Raw genomic sequence first — 15,218 nt, 5'->3', positions numbered from 1 at the left:
TTTTCAGAAGTTTTCAAGGAAACCTTAACAACTTCAACCACTTGCGCTTCAGATCTCTCATCAGCGGGAGGCGAATTCTACAGCGTTACACGCTGCTGTCAACACCTCTTTTTCAACTCCTTGGCGCTTCGATGAACTGAAGCAACCTGCTGCCGAAAACTTCGTAACTCATTGTTTACCAAGGAGTTTTCCGTTTCGACTGCGCCGGAAGTGGGGCGAATTATAGGCTTCCAGAATCTGCCGTCAACCGCTATTTTCACAAAAGTGTCATATCGGTAAAAAAGCCCACAAAACAAAAGGCCGACCCTATGGGTCGGCCTTCTTTACCCTTCTACTTACAAGCTAGGGAAAGCGAACTGCGAAGCTTCATGGCTCGCACGCTGCGGCCAGCGTTGAGTGATGGCCTTGCGACGGGTGTAGAAACGCACACCATCCGGACCGTACGCATGCAGGTCACCGAACAGCGAACGTTTCCAGCCACCAAAGCTGTGGTAAGCCACCGGCACTGGCAACGGTACGTTGACTCCGACCATGCCCACTTCGATCTCGTCGCAGAACAAGCGTGCCGCTTCGCCGTCACGGGTGAAGATGCAGGTGCCGTTGCCATACTCGTGATCGTTGATCAGCTGCATCGCTTCTTCCAGGCTGTTGACCCGTACGACGCACAGCACTGGCCCGAAGATCTCCTCCTTATAGATACGCATTTCTGGCGTGACGTTGTCGAACAGGCAACCGCCCAGGAAGAAACCTTCCTCGTGACCATCAACGGTCAAGCCACGACCATCCACCACCAGTGTCGCACCGGCGGCTACGCCGTCTTCTACATAACCGCTGACCTTGTCGCGCGCCTGGCCAGTCACCAGCGGGCCCATGTCCAGGCCGCAGCTGGTACCTGCACCGATTTTTAGTGCCTTGATCTGCGGCACCAGCTTGGCAACCAACGCATCCGCCACCTGGTCGCCGACGCACACGGCCACCGAGATCGCCATGCAACGCTCGCCGCAAGAACCGTAGGCCGCGCCCATCAGTGCGCTGACGGCGTTGTCCAGGTCTGCATCCGGCATCAGCACCGCGTGGTTCTTCGCCCCGCCCAAGGCCTGCACGCGCTTGCCGCGCTTGGTACCTTCGCTATAGATGTATTCGGCAATCGGCGTAGAACCGACGAAGCTCAGCGCCTTGACTTCCGGTGCTTCGATCAAGGCGTCCACCGCCGTCTTGTCACCGTGCACCACACTCAGCACGCCTTTAGGCAGACCAGCCTCCAGCAGCAATTGCGCGATCAGCAGCGTAGAGCTTGGGTCACGCTCGGACGGCTTGAGGATGAAGCAGTTGCCGCAAACGATCGCCAGCGGGTACATCCACAGCGGCACCATGGCCGGAAAGTTGAACGGCGTGATACCGGCCACAACACCCAACGGCTGGAAGTCGGACCATGCATCGATATTCGGGCCAACGTTGCGGCTGTATTCGCCCTTGAGGATTTCCGGTGCCGCGCAAGCGAACTCGACGTTATCGATACCGCGTTTCAGTTCACCTGCCGCGTCTTCCAGCGTCTTGCCGTGTTCTTCACTGATCAGTTGAGCGATACGCGCTTCGTTCTGCTCCAGCAGTTGCTTGAAGCGGAACATTACTTGGGCACGTTTGGCCGGCGGCGTGTTGCGCCAAGCCGGGAGTGCAGCCTTCGCGGCATCGATAGCGCTCTGGATGGTTTCGCGGGTGGCCAGCGGCAGCTTGTGGATCGCCTGACCGGTGGACGGGTTGAACACATCAACCGCGCGACCGTTCTCGGTGACCAGTTCGCCATTGATCAAATGTGGAATAACGCTCATGGAAGCTCCTGAAAAGTTGTCCACAGGCGCGCCCAAATCGCGCACCCGTTTTTTGTAGGTATATAGAAGAAGAAATCAGTCGATCTTGCCCAGCACTTCGCCGACCGCGTCGAACAGACGATCCAGGTCCTGCGGCTTGCTGTTGAACGTTGGGCCGAACTGCAGGGTGTCGCCGCCGAAACGCACGTAGAAACCTGCTTTCCACAAGGCCATGCCCGCTTCGAACGGGCGCACGATGGCGTCGCCGTCACGTGGCGCGATCTGGATCGCACCCGCCAGGCCAAAGTTACGGATGTCGATGACGTTCTTGGTGCCCTTGAGGCCATGCAGCGCGTTTTCGAAATGCGGTGCGACTTCGGCGACGCTCTGTACCAGGTTTTCCTTTTGCAGCAGGTCGAGTGCCGCCAGGCCCGCTGCGCACGCCACCGGGTGCGCGGAATAGGTATAGCCGTGGGGGAATTCCACCGCGTATTCAGGCGTCGGCTGATTCATGAAGGTCTGGTAGATCTCGGAGCTGGCAATCACCGCGCCCATCGGGATGGCACCGTTGGTGACTTGCTTGGCGATGCACATCAGGTCTGGGGTAACGCCAAAGGTGTCGGCACCGAACATGTTGCCGGTACGGCCGAAACCGGTGATCACTTCGTCAAACACCAGCAGGATGCTGTGCTGATCGCAGATCTCGCGCAGGCGCTTGAGGTAACCCTGTGGCGGCACCAGTACGCCAGCGGAACCGGCCATGGGCTCGACGAATACCGCCGCGATGTTCGAGGCATCGTGCAGTTCGATCAGCTTGAGCAGTTCGTCAGCCAGGGCGATACCGCCCTGCTCCGGCATGCCACGGGAGAACGCATTGCTGGCCAGCAAGGTGTGCGGCAGGTGATCGACGTCCATCATCGCCTGGCCGAAGAGCTTACGGTTGCCATTCACGCCACCGAGGCTGGTGCCGGCGATATTCACGCCGTGATAGCCACGGGCACGGCCGATCATCTTGGTCTTGGTCGACTGGCCTTTGAGGCGCCAGTAGGCTCGCACCATCTTCACTGCCGTGTCGGCGCACTCGGAACCCGAGTCGGTGAAGAACACGTGGTTCAGGTTGCCCGGCGTCAGGTCGGTGATCTTTTCCGCCAGCTGGAACGACAGCGGATGGCCGTACTGAAAGCCTGGCGAGTAGTCGAGGGTACCCAGTTGCTTGGCCACCGCCTCCTGGATTTCCTTGCGGGTGTGCCCGGCGCCGCAGGTCCACAGGCCAGATAGCGAGTCATAGACTTTGCGGCCCTTGTCGTCGATCAGCCAGCTGCCCTCGGCGCCAACGATCAGGCGCGGATCGCGCTGAAAGTTGCGGTTGGCGGTGTACGGCATCCAGTGGGCATCGAGCTTGAGCTGGCTGGCCAGGGATGTCGGGGCGTTTTCAGGCAAGTTCATGGGTGAAACCTCGCAAGGCAATAAGCGCGTAGGGATTAAAAACCACTGTTGCAGCTAAGTTGCCACGGGGATAAAGTCGGTGAAATCCAACTTTTCTAACCTTCAGTCAGCCCTTCACTAAACTATCGAGTAAGCGCATGAGCAGCCGCCGCCCCGATCCACTGGCACAAGTCAGCGACTTCGATATACGCCTGCTGCGGATCTTTCGCAGCGTGGTCGAATGCGGCGGCTTCTCCGCGGCTGAAAGCGTGCTCGGCATTGGTCGATCAGCGATCAGCCAGCAAATGAGTGACCTGGAACAGCGCCTGGGTTTGCGTCTGTGCCAACGCGGGCGCGCCGGATTTTCCCTGACTGAAGAGGGTCGCGAGGTTTATCAGTCGGCGTTGCAACTATTGAGCGCACTGGAAAGTTTCCGCACCGAGGTCAACGGCCTGCACCAACATCTGCGCGGCGAGTTGACCATCGGCCTGACAGACAACCTGGTGACGCTGCCGCACATGCGCATTACCCATGCCCTGGCGCAATTGAAGGAGCGCGGACCGGATGTGCAGATTCAGATCCGGATGATCGCGCCCAACGAAGTGGAGCAAGGCGTTCTCGACGGTCGACTGCACGTCGGTGTGGTGCCACAGGCGAGTGCGCTGTCCGGGCTGGAGTATCAACCGCTCTACAGCGAACGCTCGCTGCTGTATTGCGCGGTGGGCCACCCGCTGTTTTATGTCGATGACAGGCAACTGGACGATGCACGCCTCAACAGCCAGGACGCGATTGCCCCGACCTTCCGTTTGCCGGCGGACATCCAGGCTCATTATCAAGCGCTCAATTGCACCGCCAGCGCATCGGATCGTGAAGGCATGGCCTTTCTGATTCTGACCGGGCGCTATATCGGTTATCTGCCGGATCACTATGCGAGTCTTTGGGTGCAACAGGGACGCTTGCGGGCGCTGAAAGCCAATACGCGTTTTTATGACCTGAGCCTTGCCTCGGTCACGCGTAAGGGGCGTCGTCCGCACCTGGTGCTGGAAAGCTTCCTGGAGAGCTTGGCCGCGACACGCTGACAGGGGTTTTTCTTACCGGGACTTGTCTGGAACCTGTGGGTGCGCTATCAACGTCAAGGCCCGCAACCCCTCTTGATCGGAAGTGCCCATGACCTTTGAAGTCCCAGCTCACAGCGGCAAGCCCGCCAGCCGCATTCGTCAGAAAAACGAAGAGACCATCATCAAGGCCGCCGAGGACGAGTTCGCCCGTCACGGGTTCAAGGGCACCAGCATGAACACCATTGCCCTGAATGCCGGCTTGCCCAAAGCGAACCTGCATTATTACTTCACCAACAAACTCGGTTTGTATGTGGCGGTGCTGAGCAACATCATCGAGTTATGGGACAGCACCTTCAATACCCTGACCGCGCAAGACGACCCCGCCGAAGCCTTGACCCGCTATATCCGCGCGAAGATGGAGTTTTCCCGGCGCCAGCCGCAAGCGTCCCGAATCTTCGCCATGGAGGTCATCAGTGGCGGCGAATGCCTGACCGAATATTTCAACCAGGACTATCGCACCTGGTTCCAGGGCCGTGCCGCGGTGTTCCAGGCGTGGATTGACGCTGGCAAAATGGACCCGGTCGACCCGGTGCACCTGATTTTCCTGCTGTGGGGCAGCACCCAGCATTACGCCGACTTCGCCACGCAGATCTGCCGGGTCAGCGGACGCAGCAAGCTGACCAAGCAGGACATGGAAGACGCCGGCAATAATCTGATCCGTATCATTCTCAAAGGCTGCGGCCTCACACCTTCCCTCTAAGACCACTATGCCTTTTACCCTCAGCGACTTTTGCGAATACCGCGAAGAGATTCGCAAAAGCCGCTTCATCACCTTTGCCGCACCGATCGGCAGCCCCGCCGACGCCCAGGCTTTCATCGCCCAACACAGCGATCCGAACGCTACGCACAATTGCTGGGCGTGGAAGCTCGGTGATCAATACCGCAGTACCGACGACGGCGAGCCTGGCGGCACGGCTGGCCGACCGATTCTGGCGGCCATCGAGGCACAGGATTGCGATCAGGTCGTCGTACTGGTCATTCGCTGGTATGGCGGCATTCAACTGGGCACCGGCGGACTGGCCCGGGCCTATGGCGGCGGTGCCAACAAGTGCCTGCAAGCGGCGCCAAAGGTTGAGTTGATCAGTCGGGTGCCGGTGCGATGCGCTTGTGCGTTCAGTGAGCTGGCGTTGGTCAAGCTGCGTGTCGCGGAACTCGGCGCACTGGTGGTGCAGGAGGATTTCATGGCCAATGGCGTTGAATTGCAATTGGCGGTGGGTGCGGGGCAGATCGCCACATTGCAATCTCTACTCGCCGACTTAAGTCGTGGACGGATTTTGTTGCAGCGCTAGCAAGATCAAAAGATCGCAGCCTGCGGCAGCTCCTACCGGGAGAACGCTATCCCCTGCAGGAGCTGCCGCAGGCTGCGATCTTTTGGAGCATTGCGCTTTTTCACTTAGCCCCTAGTTGCCCACATCTGCTGTGCACCCGCCTGTGGATAACCTGAGCACATACCGCTGTAACCCTTCTGTCATGCGGCTTTGCGGGCTTTGCTCATTTTTCGTCCATTTCCTCTTTAAAATTGCTAAATACAAATAAAAACAATCAGTTAGGTCGGTTTAGCACTTTTAGAAGAAAGCCGCCCCGCGCTTATGCCCACCCTTCGAGCTTGCGCACAAATACTGTGGAACAATCTGTGGATAACCCGTTCATGGCTGGCTCGGCTGCATATCGGGCATGGCTTGCGGACATGTGCTCATTTTTTGATCAAAGGCAGATGCGCAAAACGGGAGCGGATCAACGGCTTTGCACTCAAGTGGTGCCTGGCTCGCGATCAACTCAAACCCGGCACCGAGCGCAATGCCCTGACACACGGATTCCCAGAATATTTCCTGACCTGATGGCCAGAAAATTGCTTTATCCACAGGCATCAATTCAATCGAATCGAGCCTGTCATGCCCACCGCCGATCCAATGCCCCGTCTGCAACTGAGCAACATCAGTAAACGCTACCCCGGCTGCCTGGCCAACGATGCCATCGACCTGACTATCGCCCCCGGTGAAATCCACGCGTTGCTCGGCGAAAACGGTGCCGGCAAAAGCACCTTGATGAAAATCATCTACGGCGTCGTCCATGCCGATGCTGGCGAGATTTTCTGGCATGGCCAGCCCGTGAACCTGCGCAATCCGGCCCAGGCGCGCGAACTGGGGATCGGCATGGTGTTCCAGCACTTCTCGCTGTTCGAAACCCTGAGCGTGGCGCAGAACATCGCACTGGCCATGGGGCCGGCGGCAGGCTCGCCCAGCCAGCTTGAACGCAAGATCGATGAAGTGTCGCAACGCTACGGCATGGCGCTGGAGCCTCAGCGACGGGTGCACAGCCTGTCCATCGGCGAACGGCAACGGGTGGAAATCATTCGCTGCCTGATGCAGGACATCCGCCTGTTGATTCTCGATGAACCGACTTCGGTGCTGACTCCGCAGGAGGCCGAGGACTTGTTCGTGACCCTGCGTCGACTGGCCGCCGAAGGCTGCAGCATTTTGTTCATCAGCCACAAACTCGCCGAAGTGCGCGCGCTTTGCCACAGCGCAACCGTGTTGCGCGGCGGGCGAGTCGCGGGGCATTGCGTGCCGGCCGACTACTCGGATCGGCAACTGGCGTGCCTGATGGTTGGCGAAGCGGCGGAGTTGATCGACGATTACACGAAGGTGGCCGGCAGCGATGTTTTTTTGAACATCCAAGGTTTGTCGTGGCACAACCCGGATCCGTTCGGTTGCTCGCTCAAGGCCATCGACCTTGCCGTGCACAGCGGTGAAATCGTCGGCATCGCCGGTGTCGCCGGCAATGGTCAGGATGAGCTGCTGGCGTTGCTCAGCGGCGAAGAACGACTGCGTCGCAATGAGGCTGCAACCATCAGCTTTGGCGGCGAACCGGTTGCGCATCTACGTGCCGATGCCCGTCGCCAACGCGGACTGGCTTTCGTTCCGGCCGAACGACTGGGGCATGGCGCCGTGCCGGATCTGAGCCTGGCGGACAACGCCCTGCTCAGCGCATTCCAGCACGGTCTGGTGAGCAAGGGGCTGATCCAGCGCAGCAAGGTCCAGGCGCTCGCGCAAGAGATCATTCGCCGCTTCGGGGTCAAGACTTCCGGCCCCCATGCACCGGCCCGCAGCCTGTCAGGCGGTAACTTGCAGAAATTCATTCTGGGCCGGGAAATACTTCAACAACCGAAATTGCTGGTGGCTGCGCACCCGACCTGGGGCGTGGATGTCGGCGCGGCCGCGACCATTCACCGGGCGCTGATTGCTCTGCGCGATGCCGGCGCGGCAATCCTGGTGATTTCCGAAGACCTCGAAGAATTGTTCCAGATCAGCGACCGCCTCGGCGCCTTGTGCAGCGGCCGGTTATCAACGCTCAAGGCCACAGTCGACACTCGCCTGACCGATGTCGGTGGCTGGATGGCCGGCCAGTTCGACGCCCCTCAATTGCCTGCCTACGCCACCCGCTAACGGAGTTCTCATGCTGCTTTCTCTTGAACCGCGTGGCCAGCAATCGAGGCTGATGCTGTGGTGCTCGCCGTTGTTGGCCGCGGTCCTGACCCTGGGCAGTGGCTCATTGCTGTTTATCGCCTTGGGCCACGATCCATTGCTGACTTTGCATACGCTGTTGGTTGCGCCTATCAGTGACCTGTACGGCCTCTCCGAGTGGCTGGTCAAAGCGTTACCGATTCTGCTCTGCGCGCTGGGCCTGGCCGTAGCCTACCAGGCGCGGATCTGGAACATCGGCGCCGAGGGCCAACTGCTGCTCGGCGCCTTGGCCGGCAGCGTGCTGGCGGTGAACTTCATCGAGGTGCAAAGCCGCTGGGCACTGTTCGTGATCCTGCTTGCCGGAACCCTGGCCGGTGCCGCGTGGGCGGGACTGACAGCGTGGTTGCGTACTCGCTTCAACGCCAATGAAATCCTCACCAGCATCATGCTCAACTACATCGCCTTGAACCTGCTGTTGTATTGCGTCCACGGTCCGCTGAAAGATCCGCAGGGTTTCAATTTTCCCCAGTCGGCGATGTTCGGTGACGCCAGCCGCTTGCCACTGTTAATGGAGGACGGCCGAATTCACGCTGGCGTGTACTTCGCCCTGCTCGCCCTGGTGGCGGTGTGGGTGCTGCTGCACAAAAGTTTCGTCGGATTCCAGATCAAAGTGCTTGGGCTGGACAAGCGCGCGGCCGGTTTCGCCGGCTTTCGAGAAAAACGCCTGGTCTGGCTGGTGCTGTTGGTCAGCGGTGGCCTCGCGGGCTTGGCGGGGGCATGTGAGGTGACCGGGCCGATCGGGCAACTGGTACCGCAAGTGTCCCCGGGCTACGGCTACGCGGCGATCACCGTAGCGTTTCTCGGGCGCTTGAACCCGGTTGGCATTCTGGTTTCCAGCTTGTTGATGGCGTTGCTTTACATCGGTGGCGAGAGTGCGCAAATGAGCTTGAACCTGCCGCAAGCGATCACCCAGCTGTTCCAGGGGATGATGCTGTTTTTCCTGCTGGCCTGTGATGTGCTGATTCTCTACCGACCCCGCTTGAACCTGCGCAGGAAACGCCGTGCACCCGCCATCGCCGTACCACAACAAGTAGGGGCCCTGTGATGGATATCGATCTGCTGAGTAACATTTTCTACGCCATGGTTCGCTGCGGTACGCCGCTGTTGCTGGTGGCGCTGGGCGAACTGGTCTGCGAGAAAAGCGGCGTACTCAATCTGGGCCAGGAAGGGATGATGCTGTTTGGCGCGGTGATGGGGTTCATCATCGCGTTCAGCACCGGCAACCTGTGGCTTGGGGTATTACTGGCGATGTTCGCCGGGATGCTGTTGTCATCGTTGTTCGCTCTGGTGGCGCTGGTCTTCAATGCCAACCAGGTCGCCACGGGGCTGGCCCTGACGATTTTCGGCGTGGGGTTGTCGAGCTTTGTCGGCGCGGCGTGGGTTGGCAAACCGCTAACGGGCTTCGAGCCGGTGGCACTCCCTTATTTGAGCCAGATACCACTGATTGGACGGATGCTGTTCGCCCAGGATCTGCTGGTGTACCTGTCATTCGCACTGTTTGCGCTGGTGGCTTGGGTGACGCTGCAAACCCGCGTCGGGCTGATCATCCAGGCGGTCGGGGAAAACCCGGATGCGGCCAGCGCAATGGGTTTGCCGGTGTTGGCCGTGCGCGCATTGGCGGTGTTGTTTGGCGGCGCGATGGCGGGACTTGCCGGCGCCTACCTGTCGCTGGCCTACACACCGATGTGGGCGGAAAACATGAGCGCCGGCCGGGGCTGGATTGCCTTGGCATTGGTGGTATTCGCCAGTTGGCGGGTATGGCGCTTGCTGCTGGGGGCGTACCTGTTCGGACTCGCCAGCATCCTGCACCTGGTGGCGCAGGGACTGGGACTGGCGATTCCATCGAGTTTGCTGGCGATGCTGCCGTATGTGGCGACCATTGTGGTGCTGGTGCTGCTGTCCAGGGACAAGGTGCGCACGCGGTTGTATGCGCCGGTTTCATTGGGGCAGCCGTGGCAGGCCGGGCATTAGTGCTCGGCTGCACCGGCCTCTTCGCGAGCAAGCCCGCTCCCACATAGGCGCGTGCGCCGCTATTAATGTGTCTGGCGCAGTCCCTGTGGGAGCGGGCTTGCCCGCGAAGAAGCCCGCACTGGCAACACTTGAGCAATGCCCCACATCAATTCAAACACCAGAAAAATCACCAGCAGCGAACTCCCACCATGGATCAGGGCATAAGCCCGCGCACCAGGTGGCGATACTGTTTTGAAGTCCACATCGATATTGCTCCATCAATTTCCGGGAGCAACCAGGCTAAAGCCTGGAGTATGCTCCAGGGTCAAGCCCTCGAAGAGACGTGATGATGCGCATCGGGGAATTAGCCCAAGCCAGCGCCGATCCGGACAGTGCCGTCACACGATTGCTGCAAGACAAGCTCAAACTGATCGAAGCGCGCATGGCCCGCATTGCGCGATGAGTTGCAACAACGGCTTGGACAAGATTGTCCATTGAATCCACGTCCCTGAACCTCAAGGAAGCCACACATGTCCAGAACCGCACTGATCATCGGTGCCTCCCGCGGCCTTGGCCTCGGCCTGGTGAAAACCCTGCTTGCCGACGGCTGGCAAGTGACCGCCACCGTGCGCAATCCGCAAAACGCCGAGGCCCTCAAGGCATTGGGCAAGGTGCGGATCGAGAAACTCGACATGGACGATCAGCAAGCAGTGATCATGCTGAGCCAGAAACTCAAGGACGAAGTGTTTGACCTGCTGTTCGTCAACGCCGGGGTGAAAGGCCCTGAGGTGCAGACGCCAAACGGTGGCGCGACCCTGGCCGAAGTTGGCCAACTGTTCTTCACCAACGCCGTGGCGCCGATCAACCTGGCGCAACGCTTTGTTGGGCAAATCCGCCCGGACAGCGGCGTGCTGGCCTTCATGAGCTCGGTGTTGGGCAGCGTGACCATGCCTGACGCGCCGGAACTGGCGCTGTACAAGGCCAGCAAGGCTGCACTCAATTCCATGACCAACAGCTTAGTCACGCAGTTGGGCGACACCAGCCTTACCGTGCTGTCGCTGCATCCGGGCTGGGTGAAAACCGACATGGGCGGTGAAGGCGCTGACATCGATGTGGACACCAGCACACGCGGGCTAATTGACCAGGTGAATGCGTATGCCGGCAAGGGCGGGCATCACTTCATCAACTACAGGGGTGAAACCATTCCCTGGTAACCACTGCCGCCCAGTGTAGGAGCGAGCCTGCTCGCCATGGACGCCAGAGATGACGCGGGCTTTCTGCAGGCCCGCGTTGTCTGGACGTTTTTCGCGAGCATGCTCGCTCCTAAAAGGGTTTTACGTTGTCTGGTCGGACCGGGCTTGCCCGCGACACCGTTTTGATTAAAACTTGGCACCTCGCCTCCCCGGCGACCCTGGATCAGCAGACAGGGCAACACTGAGCTGGCAACCCTGAACCCAACTTTCAGAGGAGCCGGCCAACATGCCTGCGACCCGTACCTGGTTAAAAAATCCCCTCGCCATTTTTACAGCCAACGACCTCGATGCCCGTGGCGGCCTGGTGCTGCAAGACGGTCTGATCGTCGAAGTACTTGGCCTCGGCCAACAGCCCTGCGCACCGTGCAATGAAATATTCGATGCCCGCGAGCATGTGATCCTGCCGGGGCTGATCAACACCCATCACCACTTCTATCAAACCCTGACCCGCGCCTGGGCTCCCGTGGTCAACCAGCCGTTGTTTCCGTGGCTGAAAACCCTGTACCCGGTCTGGGCACGCCTGACTCCGGAAAAACTCGCCCTCGCCACCAAAGTCGCCTTGGCTGAACTGCTGTTGTCCGGTTGCACCACGGCCGCCGACCACCACTACCTGTTCCCCGAAGGCCTGGAAAATGCGATCGATGTACAAGTCGAGAGCGTTCGCGAACTGGGCATGCGCGCCATGCTGACGCGCGGCTCCATGAGCCTGGGTGAAAAGGACGGTGGCCTGCCGCCGCAGCAAACCGTGCAGGAAGGTGAAGTGATCCTGGCCGATAGCCAGCGCTTGATCGCCGAGTACCACGAACGTGGCGAAGGCGCGCAAATCCAGATCGCCCTGGCGCCCTGCTCCCCCTTCTCCGTCACCCCGCAAATCATGTCTGCCAGCGCCGAACTGGCGAACAAACTCGACGTGCGCCTGCACACCCACCTGGCGGAAACCCTCGACGAAGAAGATTTCTGCCTGCAGCGCTTTGGCCTGCGCACCGTCGATTACCTGGACAGCGTCGGCTGGCTCGGACCGCGTACCTGGCTGGCACACGGCATCCACTTCAACCCGGATGAAATCGCCCGCCTTGGCGCCGCCGGCACGGGTATTTGCCATTGCCCGAGCTCGAACATGCGCCTGGCCTCCGGCATCTGCCCGACCATCGAGCTAACCGATGCCGGCGCGTTGCTCGGTCTTGGCGTGGACGGTTCTGCCTCCAACGATGCGTCGAACATGATGCTCGAAACCCGTCAGGCGTTGTACATCCAGCGTCTGCGCTACGGTGCCGAGAAAATCACACCAGAGCGCGTACTGGGCTGGGCGACCAAAGGTTCGGCCAGTTTGCTTGGACGCAGCGACATCGGTGAAATCGCCGTGGGCAAACAAGCTGACCTGGCGCTGTTCAAACTCGACGAGTTGCGCTTCTCCGGCAGCCACGATCCGGTATCGGCACTGCTCTTGTGCGGCGCGGACCGTGCAGACCGAGTGATGGTCGGCGGCAAATGGCGAGTGATCGACGGGCAGGTCGAGGGGCTGGACCTCAAGGGGTTGATTGCCGATCACAGCCAGGCGGCTCGGCAGTTGATCGCGGGCGTCTGACCCAACACCGACCCACTGTAGGAGCTGGCGCAGCCTGCGATCTTTTGATTTTGCTTCTAAAAAACAAGATCAAAAGATCGCAGGCTGCGCCAGCTCCTACAGACCCAACAACGACAACATGATAAACGTCGCAAACAGCACAAAGTGAGTCATCCCTTCGATGGCGTTGGTTTCGCCATCGTTGAGGTTGATCGCACTGACGATCAGGGTGATGAAGATCATCACGGTCTGCACCGGGGTCATGGCCATCTGGAACGGCTGCCCGGTATAGAGCGCCATTGCTTCCATCACCGGCACCGTCAGGATCACCGTCGACAGCGACGCCCCCAACGCGATGTTGACCACCGACTGCATGCGGTTGGCCAACGCCGCACGCAACGCCGTCAGAATTTCCGGTGCGGCCGAGATGGCCGCCACCAGAATCGCCGTGATCACCGGCGGTGCGCCCGTCCCTTCCAGCCCCAGGTCGAGGGTCTTGGACATCACTTCGGCCAGGGCACCGATCACCACCACACCGAACACCAGGATGCCGATCGACAATGCCAGGCTGATCGGTGCCGGCTCCTGCTCCAGCGGTTCCTTCTTGCGGCGTTTTTCCGGGTAGCTGTAGCTGAAAAAGTAACTGTGCGGCCCGACCTGCATCCGCAGGAACAAGGCGTAAAGCACCACCATCGCGCCGATGGTGAACGCCGAATAGAGCTTCCAGTCGCCTTTGGGAATGAACTCCGGCACCACCATCGACACACCCATCGCGGTCAGGATCATCACGCTGTAGCTGCGCGCCGAATCGTCGTTGTAGGACTGTTCGCCATGCTTGAGCCCACCCATCAACGCCGCCAGGCCGAGGATGCCATTGATGTCGAGCATGACGGCTGAGTAAATCGTGTCGCGCACCAGCGTAGCCGACGCTTCGTTGCTCATCATGATCGCCAGGATCACCACTTCCACCAGCACCGCGGCCAAGGTCAGGATCATCGTGCCGTAAGGGTCGCCGACCTTTTCCGCGAGCAGTTCGGCTTGGTGGGCGACACGCATGGAGGCGGCGACGATGAATGCGATCAGCACCAGCCCGCCAGTCAGCGCGACCGCCTGGCCGCTGTGCAGCAACCAGTGCTCCAGCGGGAAAGCCACGAGTGCGGCGATCAAGGCCAGTAGCAGAAAGGTTTCTTGCTTGAGAATCGTGAGCATGTCGGGCCTTTTGCCGAGGAGGTGCGATATGCGACTGACTGCAACGCGGCGATAACGTTTCGTTTCACCTTAGCGCACCAGTGGATGGCGCCTCTTTAAGGTCATGCACTTTTTTCGACCTTGCAGCCCTCATCGCGAGCAGGCTCGCTCCCACAGGTAATCGCGTTTCCAACCATCACACGGTTTCCCTGGCATTTGTTGTCCGGTTGGTCAGGCTTTTGCATTGACCCTCTCCACACACAACAAAAGGGAGTTCGAATTCATGCAAATACGTCCACTGCACACACTGCTGTGCGCCGCCATCGGCCTCGGGATCAACCTCAGCGCCTTTGCCGCTGAGCCACTGAAAGTAGGCTTCGTCTACATCGGTCCTATCGGTGACCACGGCTGGACGTACCAGCATGAACAGGGACGCCAGGCACTGGCGCAACAGCTTGGCGACCGAATCACCACCAACTATGTGGAGAACGTTGCCGAAGGCGCGGACGCCGAGCGAGTGATCCGCAACATGGCCAAGGACAAGTACGACCTGATCTTCACCACCTCCTTCGGCTACATGAACCCGACACTCAAGGTCGCCAAACAGTTTCCCAACGTGACGTTCGAACACGCCACCGGCTACAAGCAGGACAAGAACCTGGGCACCTACCTGGCGCGCACGTATGAAGGTCGCTACGTCGGCGGTTTCCTTGCGGCAAAGATGACCAAAAGCAAAAAGATTGGCTACGTCGCCTCGTTCCCGATCCCGGAAGTGATCCGCGACATCAACGCCATTCAACTGGCCCTGAACAAGTACAACCCGGGCACTGAAATCAAAGTGGTATGGGTGAACTCCTGGTTCGATCCGGGCAAGGAAGCCGATGCCGCCAACGCGCTGATCGACCAGGGCGTGGACGTGGTGTTTCAGCACACCGACAGCCCGGCGCCGATCCAGGCCGCTGAACGTCGCGGCGTGTATGCGGTGGGCTACGCTTCGGACATGGCGCACTTCGGCCCCAAGGCGGTGCTGACCTCCATCGTCAACGACTGGGCGCCGCATTACCTCCAGGCAACCCAAAGCGTGATCGACCACAGCTGGAAAACCCAGGATTACTGGGGTGGCCTCAAGGAAGGCACCGTTGAACTGCCGATCAGCGACCTGGTACCGGCGGCGGTGAAGACTGAAGCGGAGCAGATCATCGCCGACATCAAGAGCGGCACGTTGCAGCCATTTACCGGGCCGATAAAGGACCAGGCCGGGGTCGAGAAAATACCGGCGGGGGTCAGCGCGACGAATACGGAATTGGCGTCGATGAATTATTACGTGGAAGGCATGAAGGCTGACATGCCCAAGTAGTACCCCACCCCGTGTAGGAGCTGCCGCAGGC

At 59.9% G+C, this 15,218-nt stretch carries 12 protein-coding genes and 1 pseudogene; 10 read left to right on the top strand and 3 right to left on the bottom strand.

Features of this window, described 5'->3' with window-relative positions:
* Positions 1–335 precede the first annotated feature (335 nt).
* The gene (locus tag CGA21_RS27025) at positions 336–1,829 is read right to left on the bottom strand and encodes a CoA-acylating methylmalonate-semialdehyde dehydrogenase (RefSeq protein WP_188265436.1); all 1,494 of its coding nucleotides are present in this window, start codon (positions 1,827–1,829) and stop codon (positions 336–338) included.
* Positions 1,830–1,904: 75 nt separating this feature from the next.
* A complete protein-coding gene (locus CGA21_RS27020; protein WP_188265435.1) occupies positions 1,905–3,254 on the bottom strand; it encodes an aspartate aminotransferase family protein in 1,350 nt (449 codons plus the stop codon).
* Between the two features lie 137 nt (positions 3,255–3,391).
* On the opposite strand from CGA21_RS27020, the gene CGA21_RS27015 reads away from it, so the two are divergent.
* The 9 genes and pseudogenes from CGA21_RS27015 to CGA21_RS26980 all read left to right on the top strand — a co-directional run bounded on the left by CGA21_RS27015 (position 3,392) and on the right by CGA21_RS26980 (position 12,663).
* Positions 3,392–4,312: a LysR family transcriptional regulator gene (locus CGA21_RS27015; protein WP_110753155.1), complete on the top strand. Its 921-nt coding sequence runs from the start codon at positions 3,392–3,394 to the stop codon at positions 4,310–4,312.
* An 88-nt stretch (positions 4,313–4,400) separates the two neighbouring features.
* On the top strand, positions 4,401–5,051 hold the full coding sequence (locus tag CGA21_RS27010) for a TetR/AcrR family transcriptional regulator (protein WP_020796325.1): 651 nt from the start codon (positions 4,401–4,403) through the stop codon (positions 5,049–5,051).
* A 7-nt stretch (positions 5,052–5,058) separates the two neighbouring features.
* Positions 5,059–5,640 carry an IMPACT family protein gene (locus tag CGA21_RS27005; RefSeq protein WP_188265434.1) on the top strand — a complete coding sequence of 194 codons (582 nt, stop codon included), beginning with the start codon at positions 5,059–5,061 and terminating at the stop codon, positions 5,638–5,640.
* Positions 5,641–6,243: 603 nt separating this feature from the next.
* Positions 6,244–7,797, top strand: a complete 1,554-nt coding sequence (locus CGA21_RS27000; RefSeq protein WP_188265433.1) for an ABC transporter ATP-binding protein — start codon at positions 6,244–6,246, stop codon at positions 7,795–7,797.
* A 10-nt stretch (positions 7,798–7,807) separates the two neighbouring features.
* Positions 7,808–8,920 carry an ABC transporter permease gene (locus CGA21_RS26995; protein ID WP_110753162.1) on the top strand — a complete coding sequence of 371 codons (1,113 nt, stop codon included), beginning with the start codon at positions 7,808–7,810 and terminating at the stop codon, positions 8,918–8,920.
* On the top strand, positions 8,920–9,846 hold the full coding sequence (locus CGA21_RS26990) for an ABC transporter permease (protein WP_110753164.1): 927 nt from the start codon (positions 8,920–8,922) through the stop codon (positions 9,844–9,846). The genes CGA21_RS26995 and CGA21_RS26990 overlap by 1 nt, the downstream gene beginning before the upstream one ends.
* Before the next feature lie 355 nt (positions 9,847–10,201).
* Positions 10,202–10,337: pseudogene (locus CGA21_RS30050) on the top strand (MerR family transcriptional regulator); the annotation flags it as partial.
* An 18-nt stretch (positions 10,338–10,355) separates the two neighbouring features.
* On the top strand, positions 10,356–11,039 hold the full coding sequence (locus CGA21_RS26985; RefSeq protein ID WP_188265432.1) for an SDR family oxidoreductase: 684 nt from the start codon (positions 10,356–10,358) through the stop codon (positions 11,037–11,039).
* A gap of 265 nt (positions 11,040–11,304) precedes the next feature.
* A complete protein-coding gene (locus tag CGA21_RS26980) occupies positions 11,305–12,663 on the top strand; it encodes an 8-oxoguanine deaminase (protein WP_188265431.1) in 1,359 nt (452 codons plus the stop codon).
* A gap of 96 nt (positions 12,664–12,759) precedes the next feature.
* On the opposite strand, the gene CGA21_RS26975 is transcribed toward CGA21_RS26980, so the two are convergent.
* Complete coding sequence (locus CGA21_RS26975; protein WP_110753173.1) at positions 12,760–13,851, bottom strand: calcium:proton antiporter; 1,092 nt, start codon at positions 13,849–13,851, stop codon at positions 12,760–12,762.
* A gap of 262 nt (positions 13,852–14,113) precedes the next feature.
* Here CGA21_RS26975 and CGA21_RS26970 point away from each other — a divergent pair, with 262 nt between their 5' ends.
* The gene (locus tag CGA21_RS26970; protein WP_188265430.1) at positions 14,114–15,187 is read left to right on the top strand and encodes a BMP family ABC transporter substrate-binding protein; all 1,074 of its coding nucleotides are present in this window, start codon (positions 14,114–14,116) and stop codon (positions 15,185–15,187) included.
* Positions 15,188–15,218: the final 31 nt, after the last annotated feature.

The organism is Pseudomonas sp. PSB11, from assembly GCF_014596605.1.
In the GTDB taxonomy this organism is placed as follows: domain Bacteria; phylum Pseudomonadota; class Gammaproteobacteria; order Pseudomonadales; family Pseudomonadaceae; genus Aquipseudomonas; species Aquipseudomonas umsongensis.
The sequence above is the reverse complement of the archived record's forward strand: the minus strand, read 5'-3'. Positions and strand labels throughout refer to the sequence as shown.